Below are 17,580 nucleotides of genomic sequence, written 5' to 3'. Positions count from 1 at the left end.
GGCTCAGGTGATGACGCTCGGCTCGCTGCGCCCCGTGATGCCGGCGATGTCGGCGATGTCGCGCGCCGCCTGGACGACTGGGGCGAGGACGGAATCCGGCGTCAGGTCGAGCCGGTCCGGGGCGTTCTCGTAGCGCTCGATATAGACCCTCAGGGTCGCCCCCGCCGTGCCGGTGCCGGAGAGCCGGTAGACCACACGGGCATCCTCGGCGAAGCTGATGCGGATGCCCTGCTGCGCCGTCACGGAGCCGTCGACCGGGTCGACATAGCGGAAATCGTCCGCCGTGGAGACGGTGAGGTCGCCGATCCGGCGGCCGGGCAGGCTCGCGAGCTGCGCGCGCAACCCCTCCATGAGGCGGTTGGCGCTCTCGGACTCGATCTCCTCGTAATCGTGGCGGGTGTAGTAATCGCGGCCGAACGCGGCCCAATGCTCGCGCACGATGGCGTCGGCGCGCTTGCCCGTCGCCGCCAGGACGTTGAGCCACAGCAGCACGGCCCAGAGCCCGTCCTTCTCGCGGACGTGGTTCGAGCCGGTGCCGGCGCTCTCCTCGCCGCAGAGGGTGATGAGCCCGGCATCGAGCAGGGTGCCGAAGAACTTCCAGCCCGTCGGAGTCTCGTAGGCGGGAATGCCGAGCGAGGCGGCGACCCGGTCGGCGGCGCGGCTCGTGGGCATCGAACGGGCGATGCCCGCCAGGCCGGAGGCGTAGCCCGGCGCGCGATGGGCATGGGCGGAAAGGATCGCCAAGCTGTCGCTCGGGGTGACGAAGAGGCCGGGTGCCACGATCATGTTGCGGTCGCCATCCCCGTCCGAGGCCGCGCCGAAATCCGGCGCGTCCGCGCTCAGCATCAGCTCGTAGAGCTCGTGGGCGTGGACCGGGTTGGGGTCGGGATGGTGGCCGCCGAAATCCTCCTCCGGCGTGCCGTTCACCACCGTGCCGGCGGGGGCGCCCAGCGCCCCTTCCAGGATGGCGGTGGCGTAGGGGCCGGTCACCGCGCTCATGGCGTCGAACCGCATCCGGAAGCCGGAGGCGAACAGGCGGCGGATCGCGTCGAAGTCGATGAGTTCCTGCATCAGGGCCGCGTAATCGGCCACCGGGTCGATGACGGACACCACCATGCCGTCGATCCTCGCCTCGCCCACGGTGTCGAGGTCGAGATCGGCCGCGTCGGCGATGCGATACTCGGTGATCGCCTTCGTGCGCTCGTAGATCGCTGCGGTGACGGATTCCGGCGCCGGACCGCCGTTGGCGGCGTTGAACTTGATCCCGAAATCCCCGTCCGGTCCGCCGGGATTGTGGCTCGCCGACAGGACGATGCCGCCGATCGCCCCGTGCTTACGGATGACGCAGGAGGCCGCCGGGGTGGAGAGGAGACCAGCCCTGCCGACGAGAACCCGGCCGAAGCCGTTGGCGGCGGCGAGCTTGAGGGTCGTCTGCACCACCTCGCGGTTGAAGAAGCGGCCATCGCCGCCCACCACCAGGGTCGCGCCCTCGCGGTCGGGGATGATGTCGAAGATGGATTGGACGAAATTCTCGACGTAGCGGGTCTGCCGGAAGACGGGGACCTTCTTGCGAAGGCCCGACGTCCCCGGCTTCTGGTCGGAGAATGGCGAAGTCGGCACGTGCCTCGAAGTCATCCGCGAAAGCCCCTCGTTGTCGGCCTGCGATGTTCACACCTCTCGCGGGTACGACGGGGTCCCTCTCCTTCCAGGAAGAGGTGGCCTGCCGCGCCTCATATCGATGCCGTCGGCTCGAGAAAGCAGCCGTCGAGGAGATGTGTGAACCCAGTTGCGTTGTCGGCGGGGACAACACAACGGCTGGTCCCTACCGGTCAACCACCCAAAGCACGGTGGCGGGGAAAGATTCTCAGGCGCCGTTCCAATGCGAACCCGGCCCCGAGTGACCTGTCCCTCCTTCAGGGCGTGGAGCGCGATGCGACGCCTTCGGCGAACGAGATCGTCAGGACGGTCATACCCGCCTCGTCGACCACCTCGAACGAGCGGTCCAGGGCTTCGCTCAACGTCGCGCCGCCGCCGAGCGCGTCGGCGACGATCTGCTTGATGCCGATCACGGCGTCGTTGCGCACCTCGTCCATGGAGTCGAACACGTCTCCGTCGAAGTCGCGATGAAGCCCGTCGCGATCGCGCAGGTTCAGAAAGTAACGCGGCATACCGACCTCCTTGCCGTGGCGACCCGACGGGCGCTCAGCTCACGGCTTGCCCTTCCACGCGAAGATAGCCGGCCTTGAACTCGGCGAGGGATTTCAGCCTGGGCCAGTCCAGGATCTTGAGACTCTTGCCCTTGAGTTCGATCAATCCCCGGCGCCGCAGCTCCTGCAGCGACCGGTTCACGTGCACGGTCGTCATCCCCGTCGTATCGGCGAGCTCGTGCTGGGTCATGGGGAGATCGCAGCTGTCTTCCGTGGCGAGGCCCACGGCCCGCAGCCTCACGAGGAGTTCGCAGAAGAGATGCGCGATCCGTTCGAGGGCCGAACGGCAGCCGATATTCACCAGCCATTCGCGCAGCGTCGCCTCGTCGATCAAGGCGGAGATGCGCAGCGCCCGGGCGATCGCCGGATGGTTCTCCATGATCTCCCGGAGGGCCGGGGCGGGAATGCGCGCGACCTTGCAGGCGGAGATGGTCGCGATCGTATGATCGAGGCGGTCCAATAGGGTGATGTCGAGATTGCAGGTGTCCCCCGGCACGAGGTAGGCCGTGACCTGGCGGGCGCCGTTGGCCCGCTGCTTGAACCGGCACCCGATCCCCTCGGTGATGAGGACGATGTCGTTGTGCGGCTCGCCTTCACGGGCGAGGTTGGTGCGGGCGGGGACGTCGCGGGCGATGGCTGTGATCCGATGAAGCACGTCCCTGTCGGCTTCGTCGAGCGCAACGAAGCCTTCGAGCTTCTGGACGAGCGGATTGAACACGCTCTCCATCGTATTCGAGATTCTATTCCTCGACAATGTTCAATATCTCTATCGATAAGCATCGAAATCTGCTCAGAAGTAACATCTTTCGTGATGCGACTTCAACGAGCTATGATGGCAAAAACGTACAAAACATCATTATCTTAAAGCAATCGACCTTGTACCAAAGTCGTAGCCTAGCCTCGAATTCCGTCTTCCGGCTCGGTCGTAATGGTCTGCGAGTTTCCCGAGGTATGTATGATCCTGTTCGTGCATCTGCCCGATCCGAACACATAAAGTCGTGTCGACATTTCGCCGCACCTTCGATCTCGACAGACAAAATGACGGATTTATGCGTCAACTTGTCGAATGGATGCGGCCCGGCGCGCGTATGAATTCAGTATTCAGCCGACCGTACAATCACTATTGGGAGGGGTGGATCGGATGGAGTTTCGCGTCGAAGGCGATCTGTCGGCTGTACTGCGTCATGACAAATAAATAACGGAGCGATGAGGGCCGTTTATCGGCTGGGCACGGAGCTTCGTTTTTCCTGCGGACGAGCACGACGCTCGCCGGCGTCTAGCTCTGCCTGGATGAAAGCTCTTGTAGGATGAGGGCCGTGCGGCCCGCCATCGCCCGGCCCTCGAGGTGCAGACTACTCATTGCTCCGGTGCGACGTCATTCGTGATCAGGCGACGATACTCGGCCTCCGGTATGCCGTAGCTGTCGCCCGCGATGAGTTCGAGTTTCGGCCGATCGACGATCTCGATGTGGGACCTGCGCGCCCGAATGGTGCCGGCCCCCTCGAGGATATGGATCGTCGTCGTCACGCCCGGGCGATGGACACCGAGCATGACGGACAGGAACTCGTGGGTGATGGGAAATTCATCCTTCTCGACCCGGTCGTGGCACATCAGCAACCAGCGGGCCAGCCGCTCTTCCAAAGTATAGCTGCCGTGCGACAGGGCCGTCTGTGCCGTGAAGAGCTGAAAGATGTGGGCGTAGCGCATCATCAGTCTGCGGAACGCGGGTCTTTGTTCGATCAGGCCGATGAATGCGTCCTTGCTCATCCGCAAGGCTTCGCCTTCGATCTGGATGAAGGTTTCGTGGGGCGTGGAATCCACATCGAACAGCAGCGGCAGGCCGGTCGCGCCTTCGGAGCCGATGATGCCGACCTCGATCCGCCGGCGGTCCCGCGTGCCGACGACGACCGAGGCGACTCCGGTCTCCAGGAAATGGACATGGGTCAGCGGTTCGTTCGGCTGGGCAAGAACGTCCTTCCGCTTGAGCTCGACCCGATCGAGGGCAGCCAGGATGGCCGCTCGATCGTCCGCCCGCAGCCGGGAGAGGAGGCTGTTGCGGATCGTGTGCTGGGAGGAAATGACCATGCATGCGCCCTGAGGAGACGACGTCGCAGTTATGAGCCGCTCATCAACGCCGGAGGTTGATCATGACATAGCAACGCAGCTGCAAATTCAACAAATGAAGCATATTCATTTGATGAAATTCGTCGTCCCTGAAACTTTACGTGCGTAATCGTACATCTGACTTGTATGCAGCGCTCCGTCAAGTCCTCCATGTCAGACCGTGCGGGGTCGTTCATATTCTTGCCGGTTCGCTTCAATTTTTCAATTCAACCGGTTCGGCCTGGTTCTCCCGATGGCCGAATCCATCGTGCGGCAAGGATGCACGGCCGGCCTGCGAGCGCGGTCGCGGGCCGGCGCGTCGATGACCGCCGCATCGGCGCGGGAATTGCCTGTTCTCGCCGGTGCGGATGGCGGGTGGGCGAACGCCGTCCATCGGGCCCGCTGCCGCGCATGGGCGGTCTGTTCGGCAAGGGGTGGTCCCGGCCCTCCCTTCCCTGCAGGAAGCGAGGCACCGGCGGGTCGTCGGGCGGGGAATGTCGTCGCGTCCTGCCTCCTGGGGGAAGGGATGCGTCAACTGTCACCGTTCCGGCATAAGTCCCTCGGAGGGGAACCTCCGGGGTCGGATCGACCGAGGAGACTTCGAGCGATCGGACCCTCGGCGTCAGTGGCTTCACGGAACGGAGAGATGCGTGCCTAACTTCCTCAAAGCGATCATCATGTCGGTCATCGCATTCGCCTCTGTCTATTACCTGACGGGTAATCCGACCATGGCGATGGCGCTGTCGCTCATTCCGCTCCTCCTCGGCCTGATGAGGGTGATGCACGGGTTCGCCTACAGCCTCGCCGCACTGTGCCTGATCGGTGCGGTGGCCTGGTCCGTGGCTCCCGTCGAGACGAAGACGATGGTCCGGGCCGAGGTGGAGAAGACCGGCGTCAAGATCACGGCGCCGTGACGGTGCCGGGGCCCTCGGGGTCCGGCCCTCCCACCGCTTTGGCGTGCCCGGCGGGGATCTGATAGGATCGCCGAGGGCGTGCGGGGGATCTGCGATGGAAGAGGGCAGCGGCGGAGCGGCCATGCATCTTTTGATCGTCGACGACCACCCGCTCTTTCGCGACGCGCTGGCGAGCGCGGTCAAGCTCGCCTTTCCCGAAGCGGTCATCGACGAGGCCGAGGGGATCGCCGCCGCCATGGCGGTCCTGGCGGCAGCCGGCACCGTCGATCTCGTCCTGCTCGATCTCTCGATGCAGGGCGTCCTGGGTTTCGAGGGGCTCGTCTCGATCCGCTCCCGCTTCCCGCGTGTGCCGATCCTCGTCGTGTCCGGCCTCGACGACCCGCGCATCATGCGCGAGGCGCTGCAGCACGGCGCGGCCGGGTTCGTACCGAAGGCGGTGGACAAGGCGACGCTGACACGGGCCATCGCCGACGTGCTCGGCGGAGGTCTGTCGATCCCCGCCGCCCTGTCGGATGAAGCGGCCGGCTCGGCCCCTCCGACCCAGCTCGCGGAGCGGATCGCCCGCCTGACGCCCCAGCAGCTGCGCGTCCTTCTGATGATCCGGCAGGGGAAGCTCAACAAGCAGATCGCGCACGAGCTCCAGGTCGGCGATTCCACCGTCAAGGCCCATGTCTCCGAGATCCTGCGCAAGCTCGACGTCATCAGCCGGACGCAGATCGTGATCGAGACGGCCCTGCTCGATTTCGATCAGATCCGTATGCCTCAGGCCGGATGAGCCGAAGGCGCCCCCTCGTCGCGGATCTCCCTCACGGCAATGTGCCCGCGCGGGGGACGGACCGGAGGGGGCTTGGGCGTTGCATCCATGGCGGGCATGGCCGAAGACGGAGCCGCGCCGCGGCGCTTTGAGCGATGACACGAGGCGGGGCGGCCCATCGATCACGGCCTGCCGCTGCCTGGACCCACCCCTCCATCCGATGAAGCGAGTGCGATCATGATGAGTTCGACGTTGAAGTCCGTCCTGGTTGTCGGGGTGCTCGCCGGATTGCCGGTGACGGAAGCCTCCGCCGCCGTCGGCGGCCGCATCGGGGCCTGCAAGCAGGAGATGAAGGCCAAGGGCCTGAAGGGCGACGAAGCCAAGACGTTCATGAAGTCCTGCAAGGTCGATGCGCGCAAGGCGTGCAAGGAGGAGGCGAAATCCGCCGGTTCCGACAAGGCCGACCGGCATGCCTTGATCAAATCCTGCCTGAAGGGCGGCGACGCCCCCGGAGCGACCACCGCCCCGGCCGCGCCGATGGCACCCGGCTCCACCGTACCCCCCGGCCCCGGCATGACACCGGAGGCGACGCCCCCGGCTCCTAAGCCCTGAAGCGCCAGACGCTGCTGCGCTTGATCTCCGCATCCTCCAGGGAGCGGCTCACCGGCACCTCGTAGGTCGCGAGGATGTCGAGCCGGTCCCTCGGCAGGTAGGAGCGGCCGGGATCTCCGATGAGGATGGTGGCGCCCTGCTCGTGCAGGGCCGCCAGCCAGTCGGTGACGCGGCCGGCAATGTCCCGCTCGTAGAAGATGTCCGCCACCAGGATCGTCGTGACGCCGAGATCGGCGGGCCGCGAACCGATGAGGTCGTCGAGGACGGGCGCGATCCTGTCGCCGACGCCGTTGGCCCCGGCATTGAGGCCGATGGCCGCGATGGCGAAGGCGTCGAGGTCGCTCGCCGTCGCATGGGTGGCGCCGGAGAGCGTCGCCGCGATCGCCACCAGCCCCGAGCCGGAGGCGAAATCGAGGACGCGCTGCCCGGCGACGAGCTCCGGTCGGTCGAGGATATGCCGGGCCAGGGCTTGGCCCCCCGCCCAGGCGAAGGCCCAGAACGGCGGCGGCAGGCCGATGGAGTCGAGCTCGTCCTCGGTCTTCTGCCACAGCTCCGTGGCTTCGTCGGCCACATGCAGCACGATCTCCGGCGCGTGGGGCACGGGCAGGAGCCGCGTATTGGCGCGGATGAAGCGAAGAGGATCGACCGAGGGCGTCATGGGCGCAGCAGATCCGCGTAGAGTCCGGACACCGCCCGCATCACCGCATCCTCGGTGAACCCCCCTTCCACCACGCGTCGCCGCGCGGCCTCGCCCATCCGTGCCACGAGGAGCGGATCGGCGGCGAGCCGGACCAGCGCGGCGGCGAGGCTCCGCGCGTCGTCGGGCGGCACCAGCATGCCCTCGATCCCGTCGCGGACCAGCGTCCGGCAGCCGGGCACGTCGGTGGTGAGGAGGGCACGCCCGCAGGACGCCGCCTCCAGCAGCGTGCGCGGCAGGCCTTCGCCGCCCCGCGAGGGCAGGCACCCGACATGGTGCTTCGCCCACACCCCGGTCACGTCGCGGGTCGGGCCGTGCCAGGTGACGCCGTCCCGGCTCCACGACCGCAGGGTCTCTTCCGGGATCGCCCTCCGGTTCGAGGCATCCGGCGCCCCGTAGAGGGAGAGCTCCACAGCGGCACCCTCCGCACGGGCGAGTCGTATCGCCTCCACGGCCGTGTCGATGCCCTTCGACCACAGCATCCGCGCTACGATGGCGACGCGCAGGGGCGGGGAGGGCGGTTGCGGCGTCTGCGCGAGCAAAGCGGGATCGATGCCGGCCCCGCCGACGATGGTGACCGCCGTGTCTGCCGGATCGAGGCCGAGGGCCTGCGCATCGTCCGGGTTCTCGAACAGGAACCGGGTCTGTTTCGAGGCGAGGGGGCCACGGATCAGCTGGCGCAGGGCGAGGCGGCCCATGCGTCCCGCCACGTCGGCGCGCGCGCCCATCAGGCCGAGCCCGGTCAGGGCGTAGACCCGGCCGGAGATGCCCGCCATCGCCGCCGCCGTCCCGCCCACGAGGATCGAGCGCAGCGCGATGCAATGGACGATGTCGGCCTTCAGCCCTTTCAGGATCGCCGCGAGCTGGCCCGCCGCATAGCCTGCCGCCATGGGGTTGAGGCTGGAGCGCTCGGCCTCCAGCTCGACCACGCGCGCGCCAGTCGCCTCGATCACGGCCCGGTGGGCGCGCACGCGGGTCACCACCGCCACGGACAGGCCCATCGCCACGGCGGCCCGTGCCATGGGCAGGAAGTGCGAGGCGAAGAACCAGTCCTCGGTGACGACGAAGACGAGCCGCTTCATCGGCGCGGAGGAAGGCGAAGGGGACATGGCCATGACAGGCGCTGTAGCACGCCGCCGCCTCGTGCGAAGCCGGACGGGAGGCCGGGGGCGATGAAGCGGCCGGGCGAGACATCGCGCCGCCGGCCCGGCTCGGAACGCCGCCCGTACCCCGCCGGTTGATCGTTCCTGACAACCGACGGGAGGCGGAGGATGGCGGCGGATCGCGAAGAGGACGGTGTCGTCGCCGATCCGCGGGATGCGGCCATCGAGGCGGGCCTGACCTATGTGGACGCCGACCGGCCGGGGCTCACGCGGCGGAAGAGCGGAACGGGGTTCTCCTATCGCGACGCCAAGGGGAAGCCCGTCCGCGACCCGAAGATCCTGAAGCGGATCCGGTCCCTGGCGATCCCGCCGGCCTATACCGACGTCTGGATCTGCCCCCGCGCCAACGGCCACATCCAGGCCACGGGCCGGGACGCCAAGGGGCGCAAGCAGTACCGCTACCACCCCGATTTCCGGCAGGCGCGCGACTCGACGAAGTTCGAGCACATCATGGCCTTCGCCGACGCCCTGCCCGCCATCCGCGCGCGGGTGGACGAGGATATGGGCCGTCGCGGCCTCTCCCGTGAGAAGGTGCTGGCCACGATCGTCCACCTGCTCGAAGCGACCCTCATCCGCGTCGGCAACGACGATTACGCCCGCACCAACAAGAGCTACGGGCTCACCACCCTGCGCGATCCCCATGTGACCGTCGTGGGGGCGGAGTTGACGTTCCGCTTCAAGGGCAAGAGCGGCAAGATGTGGAACCTGTCGGTGAAGGACCGACGCGTGGCCCGCATCGTGAAATCCTGCCAGGACCTGCCGGGCCAGGAGCTGTTCCAGTATATCGACGACGCTGGCGAGACGCGGGACGTCACCTCGGCCGACGTGAACGCTTATCTGCGCGAGATCACCGGGCAGGAGATCACCGCCAAGGATTTCCGGACCTGGGCCGGCACCGTGCTCGCCGCCCTCGCCCTGCAGGAGTTCGAGGCGTTCGATAGCGAGGCCAAGGCCAAGAAGAACCTTCGCGCCGCCATCGAGAGCGTCGCGTCACGGCTCGGCAACACGCCGACCATCTGCCGCAAATGCTACATCCACCCCGAAATCCTCGACGGCTACCTGGAAGGCACGCTGCTGCTCCAGGTGGCGGATGCGGTGGAGGACGAGTTGCGGACGGACATCGCCCGGCTGAAGCCGGAGGAGGCGGCGGTCCTCGGCTTGCTGCGGGCGCGTCTCGACGCGGCGAAGGGCAGGGTCTCGGTCAAGGCCAAGGTGTCGGCCAAGAAGGGGAAGGCGGCGCCGCGAAAGGCGAGGTCCCGTCCGGCGGAGTCCGGGGCTCGGGCCGCGGCATAGGTCGAGCTTGTCAGCGCCGCGCCGGCGGAAGGGGCGAAGACCTTGCCCTCGGCTCGCCTACTCGGTTCACGCATCTGCCCTTATGGGCAGAGCGCGTTCCTCTCCCCCTTGTGGGGAGACGTTAGGTGTGGGGGTGGTTCCCCCAGCCTCCGTAAGCTGTGGGGCGCCCAACCACCCCCACCTCCAAGTCTCCCCACAAGGGGGAGGAGGGCAGGGTGGCGCATCCCGCGAACGATGTGAATCCAGATACCCCTCTCATGGGACGTCGCCCTGCCCCTTGTGGCGGCCGGCCCGTCGCCTCGCGTTCCCTCAGTGGCGCGCCATCGTCTCGATGATGGCCTTGTGGCCATGGTGGCCGGATTCGCTCTTGCCCTGGCGTGGCGTCTCGCTCTCCACCACGGGGGCCAGACCCAGTTGCCGGGCGAGGCAGACGAGGTCCTTCAGCCGGCCCGTCTGGGTCTTGCGGCGCAGGTTGAGCCGATGCGTCTCCACGGTGCGCACGCTGAGGCTGAGGCGGCGCGCCACCTCCTTGTTGCTGAAGCCGGCGCTGAGGAACCGCAGGATCTCCGCTTCGCGCGGGGTCAGCCCATCGCCGGCTTCCGCCGGGCCGGCGGCCTGCGTGTCCGCGTCGCCCGCATGGGCCAGCCGCACGATCGTCGCGCTGATCTCCCGCGGGGTCGCCGATTGCGCCACCACCGCATCGGCCCCCGCCTCGAGCAGGCTCCGCAGGGTCTCGGCGGGGAGGCTCTGGAAGGCCACCAGCACGCGCAGGTTCGGGTGACGCTTGAGCGCGGCGATCCGGGCGAGGGCGCTCTTCGACGCGGTCTCGGGCAGGAACACCAGGGCGACGACGCTCCCGGTGCCCGGACCGCCCAGCGGCAGATCGGCCTCGCCCAGCGTATGCAGGCTGGGCTCATGCTCCAGGAAGGCCCGCAGGACAGGCCCGAGCCCCGCTGGCTCGTCGACGATCAAAACCCCCACGGCCTGGTTCATGCCGCTCCCCCCTCTGTCCCATCGCGACACATCGCGATCGGGCTGGTGGAGAGCAGTTCAAATCCCGTTCCATCGGATTCTTCATCGAATCCGGGCCAAGGCCCATGAATACACGGGGGTATTTTACGAAAACAGGTCCGAAAACCGCGTCATCTCGGTTAACGCGGACGGAAGCGCGCCCATGGCGCCAGGGTGCCTGTCCCTATCAGGAACAGCCCGGTTCGAAATGGGATTGGCTCATCCCGCCCGGGCGAGGACGAGGTCGGCGGCGGCCGACATCACCCGGTTGCGCCCCGTGGTCTTGGCCTCGTAGAGGGCGATATCGGCCCGCTTGATCATGGCCTCGATCGTATCGCCCTCGCTCCACTGGCTCACGCCGAAGCTGCAGGTGAGGCGGATCGGGGTGCGGGCGCCGCGGATGCGCAGGGCCTCCACGAGGCGGCGCAGTCGTGACGCGAGCGCCTCGGCATCGGTCACAGGCCGGTGCGGAAGAACGATGCCGAACTCCTCGCCTCCGAGCCGCCCGACGATGCCCTCCTCCGCAATGGTCTTGCAGACGCTCTGGATCGCCGCATCGCCGACATCGTGGCCATATTCGTCGTTGATGCGTTTGAAATGGTCGATATCCACCAGGATCGCCGACATGTCGCCGTGGTTGCCCACACGATCGGCGGCGTCCCGCACCCGCTGCAGGAAGGCGCGCCGGTTGAGGAGGCCGGTGAGCGGGTCGGTCTCGGCGAGGCGAATCAGCTCGCTCTGCATGGTCGTCAGGCGGTCCGCCGCCCGCATGCGGGCATGCAGCTCCTCGGCGCCGGGGGGCTTTTCGATGAAATCGTCCGCCCCGCTGTCGAGCGCCTCGGCGAGATTGCGGGAATTGCGGGCCGAGGACATGGTGATGACGTAGAGCGGCCGGTTGGTTTCGGCGATGAGACGCGCCGACCAGCACAGTTCGAGGCCGCTCAAGGGGCGGACTTCGAGGCTCGTGATCAGGACTCGCACGGTTGGCGTGTAGGTGACGAAGTCGAGGGCGGCCTGCGAGTCAGTGAAGACATCGACGTTATGGCCCTGCGGCTCGAGCATGCCGGCAACGACCTTCAGGACAACGCGGCTGGTATCGACGATGACGATATGCATGTCCTTGGTCGCCCGCCCCGAAATCTCATGTTGTTCGTCAGCATGGCGGCGACAGATTAACATGTTGCCAAGACGCCCCGCCCACATGAGTCGATCCGGGGCCGGGCCGGAGGAGAGGAACGCCGGGCGGCCGGCCTCGTCGGACGACAGGGCGCCGACACCCCGTTCATCGACGGTTGAACGGCGCGCCCGCGGCTGGTAGCTAGCGCATCGGGCCGGATTAGCTCAGCGGTAGAGCAGCGGTTTTGTAAACCGAAGGTCGGGGGTTCAATCCCCTCATCCGGCACCATCCCCCCAATGGCGGAAGCCGGTCGGATCGGGGCCCGCGCCGACGGGCGGATTTCGTTAACGATAACGCGCCATGAAGAGGCCGTCGGGAGATTTCGGTCGTCCGGCCTTGTCGGCACGTCGGGAACGAGGGCGGAAAACCCATGCGGTTAGGTGTTGCGGCGGGTGTGCTCGCGGCGTTGAGCGTCGGGATGGCGGCTCATGCACAAGGTTACGCCCGCGGCACCGAGGACGGTGCCGAGCGCGGCGGCAACATCGCCGGCCCCCTCGGCGCGGCCGTCGGCAGCGTGATCGGAGGCGCGGTCGGGACCGCCAACGAGATCCTCGGCATCGATCGCCGGGAACGGTTCAGGATCTACACGCGGGGCGAGCGTCGCCCGTCCTTCGCCTATCGAGGCAAGGTGCATGTCGGCGCCGTGCTGCCCGAGGGCGGTGTCGTCTATTACGACGTGCCTCCCGAATTCGCCCTGAAAGGCTACAACTACACCGTCGTGAACGATATCCCGGTGCTGGTCGAGCCGGGCACCCGCCGGATCGTCGAGGTGATCGACTGAGGACGGAGCGCGTCCGCCACGGCCCTGCGCCTGCATCCCCATGACGACCCGCTTCACCATCGCCGCCGCTGGCGACGGCCGTTCCGGCGCAGGGACTCCGGTGACCGGCTCCGAGGCCCCGCGCGACGGCGCTTGGGCGCCAGAACTTATCAATTGACAGTCACCCCGCATTGAAGCGGGAATGGAAATCCAGTCACTCTGTTGCGACAGGCGTGAGACTGTCTCCGACGTCCGGTCGAGGTATGGTCATGGAGCGTTGGGGCACCAGTCACCGGGTGGGTCAGCGAAGCGTCCGAAAGGCGACGCAGCCGACATCGTGTTGGGTATCGAGTAGGGTGGACCCATGGCTGACGATGTCTCCAATCGAGAACCCACCATCGGTCACGCCATGACGGCGGCGGATGCGGTCGAAGCCCTGGTCGTCGATGACGAGCGGTACCGCCTGCTGGTGGAGAGCATCGTCGATTACGCCATCTACATGCTCGATCCGCAGGGTCGGGTGGCGAGTTGGAACCGCGGCGCCCAGCGCTTCAAGGGCTATACCGACGCCGAGATCATCGGCGAGCACTTCTCGCGCTTCTACACCGACGACGACCGGGCCATCGGTCTGCCCGGCCGGGCCTTGAGGATCGCCGAGACCGAGGGGCGGTTCGAGCAGGAGGGATGGCGCGTCCGCAAGGACGGCAGCCTGATGTGGGCGCACGTGCTCATCGATCCGATCCGTGGCGAGGACGGTACCCTCGTCGGCTACGCCAAGGTCACCCGCGACCTCACCGAGCGACGGGCCGCCCTGGCCGCCCTCGAACGGAGCGAGCAGCAGTTCCGCCTGCTCGTGCAGGGCGTGCGGGACTACGCCATCTACATGCTCGACCCTCAGGGAAAGGTCACGAGCTGGAATCGCGGCGCCCAGCGCTTCAAGGGCTACACGGACGACGAGATCATCGGCGAGCATTTCTCGCGCTTCTACACCGACGCGGACCGCGCCTCGGGCCTGCCCGCCCAGGCGCTCCGGACGGCGGCCACCGAAGGCCGTTTCGAAGCCGAAGGCCGGCGCGTCCGCAAGGACGGGACGTGTTTCTGGGCGCATGTGGTCATCGATCCGATCCGGGGCGAGCATGGCGAGCTGATCGGTTTCGCCAAGATCACGCGGGACGTCACGGAGCGGCGGAACACCGAGCGGGCTCTCGAGGACGCGCGCTCGCGCTTCGTCCAGTCGCAGAAGATGGAGGCGATCGGTCAGCTCACCGGCGGTGTCGCTCACGATTTCAACAACCTCCTCGCCGTCGTGCTCGGCAATCTGCATCTCGCCCGCAAGCGCCTCCCGCCGGATCGCAAGCTGCTGCAGCTGGTGGAGAACTCCATTCAGGCGGCCGAGCGGGGCGCCACGCTGACCAAGCGCATGCTCGCCTTCGCCCGCCAGCAGAAGCTGGAAACCGGCCCCGTGGACGTGCGGGAGCTCGTGCGGGGCATGACCGAGCTGCTGCAGGGCTCCATCGGTGCGGGCATCCCGGTCGCCACGCGGTTCCCCCCGGAGCTGCCGCTCGCCAACGTCGATGCCAACCAGCTCGAACTGGCCCTGCTCAATCTCGCCGTCAACGCCCGCGATGCCATGCCGGAGGGCGGCAGGATCACCATCGCGGCGCGCGACGCGGTGGTCGCCCCCGACGAAATTCCCGGCCTCGCTCCGGGTCGCTACGTCTGCCTGTCGGTCACCGATACGGGGGACGGCATGGACGAGCAGACGCTGGCCCGCGCCACCGAGCCGTTCTTCACGACCAAGGGTGTCGGCAAGGGCACCGGGCTGGGGCTCTCCATGATCCACGGTTTCGCCGAGCAGTCGGGCGGCCGGCTGCGTCTCAGGAGCGTTCCGGGCCAGGGCACGACGGCCGAGCTGTGGCTGCCCGAGGCCGAGGCCGGCGACCCGGGAAAGGCGGTGCCGGAAACGGCCCTCTGCCCGTCGGCGACGAGGCCGTTGAGGGTGCTGGTGGTCGATGACGACCCGCTGGTCCTGATGAACACGGCGGCCCTGCTGGAGGATCTCGGTCACGTGGTGAAGGAGGCGGCGTCGGGCGCGCAGGCCCTGCACGTCCTGCGCTGCGCCGAACCGTTCGATCTCGTGATCACGGACCAGTTGATGCCGGGCATGAACGGCACGCAGCTCATCGCGGCGATCGGCCGGGACTATCCCGAATTGCCGGCCATCCTCGCGACCGGCTACGCCGACCCGACGGAGGGCGAGCACGCCGATGACGTGCGCTTGACCAAGCCGTTCGGGCAGGAGGAGCTGGCCCGCGCCATCCAGACGAGATTTCAGGTCGAGCGCCGGATCCTGGCGTTCCGGCCGGCGGCGGACGAGACCGGCGGCTCCCCCGGCGCGATGACGGAAGTGGCCGGCTCCTGGCTCGGCTGATCGGACGGGCGCACCGGTTCGCCATCGACCAATCCGGGATCCGCAAAGCCGCAATCGCCGTGACGGCGCGCGAAAAGGCCCCGATGAGGCGAACTCATCGAGGCCTGGCACGACGTCTCGGATCGAAGGGGTCTCAGAACCCCATGGCGACCTTCAGCGAGCCGACGATCGTCGCGATGAGGCCGACGGCAAACACGCCGATCATCGCGTAGTTGAACGGTTTCAGCTTCATCGGCGAACCCTCGTCGACCGATCAGCAGCGGTTCCCGCCCGAGGTCTGGCCGTATTGCTGGACCGGGAAGTTCTGCTGGTTGGCGTTGCCTTCGGCGGCCGAACTCATCGGGCAGGTGGACGGGTTGCGCGAGACATCATCACCACGGGACTGGAGCGAACCCGTCGTCTCGACATCGTAGGGCGAGAACCCCGTGTAACGGGCAGGACGATCGTAAGCCATCGCCGAAGAAATCGAAGACACACCAAGAACGAGGGCAGTGGCGATGGCGGCAATACGGGTCTTCATGGGGGTGACGTGGCTCCTATAAGCTGCAGATCTGGAATGAGGTCTGCTTGTTGCTGTTGGAAATAGATATGGGGCGCCATCTCCATTCTTGGCGTGCTCGCGCGCACGCGGTGTCACGGATTATATCGCGCGCCCAGATCCCGCCCGACCCGCTCAGACGACGAGGCGCGCCTCCACCAGATCGATCTCCCGGACGAGCCGGCGCAGAAGAACGTCGTCGATGGCCTGCGACCGGCGCAGGCGGTAGAGCGCCTGGCGCTCGGCGTCGATGCCCGCGAGGCGCAGGCGCTTCTCGGTGAGAGCCAACTGCTTCACGCGGCTGACATCCTTCCGGGGCTGCTCCGTCGGAGCCTCCAGACCCTCGTAGCGGTCCATGGCGCGGGCGCTGGCTTCCACCGCGATGGAGGCGTCCTCCTGCTCCTCCACGAGCCGATGCTGAAGAGCCTCGATGGCCTTCACGGCGTCGTCGCGCGCGGCGGCGCGGGCGGCGTCCTCCTCGGCATCGAGGCTGGGCTCGGGGGGAAGGCGCAGGCCCCGCAGCAGCGGGGGCAGGACCGTGCTCGCCAGGAGGAGCGAGGTGAGGATCACCCCCATCGCCAGCAGGATGGAGAGGTCGCGCGCGGGGAACGGCGTGCCGTCCGCCAGGGTGAGCGGCAGGGTCAGGATACCCGCGAGGGTGATGGCGCCCTTGACGCCCGCCAGGGTCGTCGCGGCCACGAGGCGCAGGGTCGGCGTCTCCCGGCGATCGCCGCTCCGGCGTGCCTTCATCAGCACGAACTGGAGCGAGATCCAGACCCAGACGAAGCGGATCGCCATCAAGCCGGCGGTGATGGCCAGGATCCAGGCGACGAGCCAGCCGGCCCCCTGGACGTCCGCCTGTTTGACGGCTTGCCGCAGCACCTCCGGCAGTTGCTCGCCGAGCAGGACGAAGATCGAGCCGTTGGCGGCCAGAGCCACCGTGTCCCAGACGGCGGTGCGCCGGACGCGCGTGGCGCCCAGGCTGCGGCCCTGGATCTCCACATAGGTCATGGCGATGCCGGCCGCGACGGCGGCCAGGATGCCGGAAGCGTGGACATGCTCGGCGGCGAGATAGGCGCCGAACGGCGTGAGCGGGCTGAACAGGATCTGTAGGCCGGGATCCTCCCCCGTGCGCCGGCGCAGAAGGTCCTGCGCGCCCATGAGGAGGAAGGTGGTCGCGGCGCCGATGCCGATGCCGCCCAGCGCGAGCCAGACGAAGGTGGTCGCGGCCTGGGGCAGCGAGAAGGTGCCCGTGAGGGCGGCGGCGATGGCAAAGCGCAGGCAGACGAGGCCGGTGGCGTCGTTGAGGAGGGCCTCGCCTTCGAGGATGTGCATGAGACGGCGCGGCACCGGGGCCTGCGCCGCCACGGACGAGACCGCGATGGGATCGGTCGGCGAGAGGACGGCCGCGAGGGCGAAGGCCACGGCGAGCGGCATCCCCGGGATCATGCCGTGGATCAGCGTTCCGATGCCGAGCACGGTCAGGACCACGAGGCCCAGCGCCAGGGCCAGCACGGTCTTGCCGTCCCGGAACAGGTCACGCTTCGGAATACGCCAGCCGTCCAGGAACAGGAGCGGCGGCAGGAAAACGAGGAAGAAGATCTCGGGGTCGAGGGACGTGCTCGGCAGCGGTCCCAGGGCCAGGGCCACGCCGATGGCGATCTGGATCAACGGCAACGGCAGCGGAAGCAGGCGGCCGAGGGCGCCGCTGACGAGGACGGACAGCAGCAGGGCCAGGACGACGGTAACGCTTTCCATGCGCCTCTTTCATGGTGGAGCCGGTGGCGGTGTCGATGCCCCGGCCGTGTGGCGTCATAGGGGCGCGATGGCCAGAGCCGCCATCGCCGTCCGAGCGAGCCGCAGGTCCGGAGAGGACCGCAGCGCGAGCGCCCTCGGATGACCCGCATCATCGATCACAGG

General features: G+C 67.7%; 16 protein-coding genes and 1 tRNA gene. 7 read left to right on the top strand and 10 right to left on the bottom strand.

Annotation, left to right across the window (positions count from 1 at the left end; genetic code table 11):
• Positions 1 to 3 precede the first annotated feature (3 nt).
• The 4 genes from ASF08_RS03085 to ASF08_RS03070 all read right to left on the bottom strand — a co-directional run bounded on the left by ASF08_RS03085 (position 4) and on the right by ASF08_RS03070 (position 4,292).
• A complete protein-coding gene (locus ASF08_RS03085) occupies positions 4 to 1,635 on the bottom strand; it encodes an alpha-D-glucose phosphate-specific phosphoglucomutase (RefSeq protein ID WP_056141188.1) in 1,632 nt (543 codons plus the stop codon).
• Between the two features lie 278 nt (positions 1,636 to 1,913).
• Positions 1,914 to 2,168, bottom strand: a complete 255-nt coding sequence (locus ASF08_RS03080; protein WP_056141185.1) for a DUF6894 family protein — start codon at positions 2,166 to 2,168, stop codon at positions 1,914 to 1,916.
• 34 nt (positions 2,169 to 2,202) lie between these two features.
• Positions 2,203 to 2,934 carry a Crp/Fnr family transcriptional regulator gene (locus tag ASF08_RS03075; protein WP_056141181.1) on the bottom strand — a complete coding sequence of 244 codons (732 nt, stop codon included), beginning with the start codon at positions 2,932 to 2,934 and terminating at the stop codon, positions 2,203 to 2,205.
• A gap of 629 nt (positions 2,935 to 3,563) precedes the next feature.
• Positions 3,564 to 4,292: a Crp/Fnr family transcriptional regulator gene (locus ASF08_RS03070; protein WP_056141175.1), complete on the bottom strand. Its 729-nt coding sequence runs from the start codon at positions 4,290 to 4,292 to the stop codon at positions 3,564 to 3,566.
• Positions 4,293 to 4,960: 668 nt separating this feature from the next.
• On the opposite strand from ASF08_RS03070, the gene ASF08_RS03065 reads away from it, so the two are divergent.
• From ASF08_RS03065 to ASF08_RS03055, 3 genes are all read left to right on the top strand, one after another.
• The gene (locus ASF08_RS03065) at positions 4,961 to 5,224 is read left to right on the top strand and encodes a hypothetical protein (RefSeq protein WP_018045570.1); all 264 of its coding nucleotides are present in this window, start codon (positions 4,961 to 4,963) and stop codon (positions 5,222 to 5,224) included.
• 94 nt (positions 5,225 to 5,318) lie between these two features.
• On the top strand, positions 5,319 to 5,999 hold the full coding sequence (locus ASF08_RS03060; protein WP_056141172.1) for a response regulator: 681 nt from the start codon (positions 5,319 to 5,321) through the stop codon (positions 5,997 to 5,999).
• Between the two features lie 216 nt (positions 6,000 to 6,215).
• Positions 6,216 to 6,590, top strand: coding sequence for a PsiF family protein (locus ASF08_RS03055; protein ID WP_056141169.1), 375 nt, complete (start codon positions 6,216 to 6,218; stop codon positions 6,588 to 6,590).
• Here the strand turns inward: ASF08_RS03055 and ASF08_RS03050 are convergent.
• A complete protein-coding gene (locus ASF08_RS03050) occupies positions 6,580 to 7,248 on the bottom strand; it encodes a class I SAM-dependent methyltransferase (protein WP_056141167.1) in 669 nt (222 codons plus the stop codon). The genes ASF08_RS03055 and ASF08_RS03050 overlap by 11 nt on opposite strands.
• Positions 7,245 to 8,402: a glycosyltransferase family 4 protein gene (locus tag ASF08_RS03045; protein ID WP_443136797.1), complete on the bottom strand. Its 1,158-nt coding sequence runs from the start codon at positions 8,400 to 8,402 to the stop codon at positions 7,245 to 7,247. Before ASF08_RS03045 ends, ASF08_RS03050 begins: the two co-directional genes overlap by 4 nt.
• A gap of 156 nt (positions 8,403 to 8,558) precedes the next feature.
• Between ASF08_RS03045 and ASF08_RS03040 the strand changes: the two genes are divergently transcribed.
• Positions 8,559 to 9,743: a DNA topoisomerase IB gene (locus ASF08_RS03040; RefSeq protein ID WP_056141164.1), complete on the top strand. Its 1,185-nt coding sequence runs from the start codon at positions 8,559 to 8,561 to the stop codon at positions 9,741 to 9,743.
• A 309-nt stretch (positions 9,744 to 10,052) separates the two neighbouring features.
• Here ASF08_RS03040 and ASF08_RS03035 read toward each other — a convergent pair whose 3' ends face one another.
• Complete coding sequence (locus ASF08_RS03035) at positions 10,053 to 10,736, bottom strand: response regulator transcription factor (protein ID WP_056141161.1); 684 nt, start codon at positions 10,734 to 10,736, stop codon at positions 10,053 to 10,055.
• A gap of 237 nt (positions 10,737 to 10,973) precedes the next feature.
• Positions 10,974 to 11,870, bottom strand: coding sequence for a GGDEF domain-containing response regulator (locus ASF08_RS03030; protein ID WP_056141158.1), 897 nt, complete (start codon positions 11,868 to 11,870; stop codon positions 10,974 to 10,976).
• Between the two features lie 214 nt (positions 11,871 to 12,084).
• Here ASF08_RS03030 and ASF08_RS03025 point away from each other — a divergent pair.
• The 3 genes from ASF08_RS03025 to ASF08_RS03015 all read left to right on the top strand — a co-directional run bounded on the left by ASF08_RS03025 (position 12,085) and on the right by ASF08_RS03015 (position 15,122).
• Positions 12,085 to 12,159: transfer RNA gene (locus ASF08_RS03025), tRNA-Thr, on the top strand.
• A gap of 142 nt (positions 12,160 to 12,301) precedes the next feature.
• Positions 12,302 to 12,712, top strand: coding sequence for a DUF1236 domain-containing protein (locus tag ASF08_RS03020; RefSeq protein WP_026176243.1), 411 nt, complete (start codon positions 12,302 to 12,304; stop codon positions 12,710 to 12,712).
• A 388-nt stretch (positions 12,713 to 13,100) separates the two neighbouring features.
• On the top strand, positions 13,101 to 15,122 hold the full coding sequence (locus ASF08_RS03015; protein ID WP_056141155.1) for a hybrid sensor histidine kinase/response regulator: 2,022 nt from the start codon (positions 13,101 to 13,103) through the stop codon (positions 15,120 to 15,122).
• 253 nt (positions 15,123 to 15,375) lie between these two features.
• Here the strand turns inward: ASF08_RS03015 and ASF08_RS03010 are convergent, their stop codons facing one another.
• Together ASF08_RS03010 and ASF08_RS03005 are read right to left on the bottom strand one after the other, a co-directional pair.
• Positions 15,376 to 15,642, bottom strand: coding sequence for a hypothetical protein (locus ASF08_RS03010; RefSeq protein WP_056141150.1), 267 nt, complete (start codon positions 15,640 to 15,642; stop codon positions 15,376 to 15,378).
• A gap of 153 nt (positions 15,643 to 15,795) precedes the next feature.
• Positions 15,796 to 17,418 (bottom strand): Na+/H+ antiporter, encoded by a 1,623-nt coding sequence (locus tag ASF08_RS03005; protein ID WP_056141147.1) that lies wholly within the window; start codon positions 17,416 to 17,418, stop codon positions 15,796 to 15,798.
• Positions 17,419 to 17,580: the final 162 nt, after the last annotated feature.

Source organism: Methylobacterium sp. Leaf85 (assembly GCF_001422125.1).
Lineage (GTDB): Bacteria > Pseudomonadota > Alphaproteobacteria > Rhizobiales > Beijerinckiaceae > Methylobacterium > Methylobacterium bullatum.
Note: the sequence above shows the minus strand (reverse complement) of the source record. Positions and strands in the feature narration are given on the sequence as shown.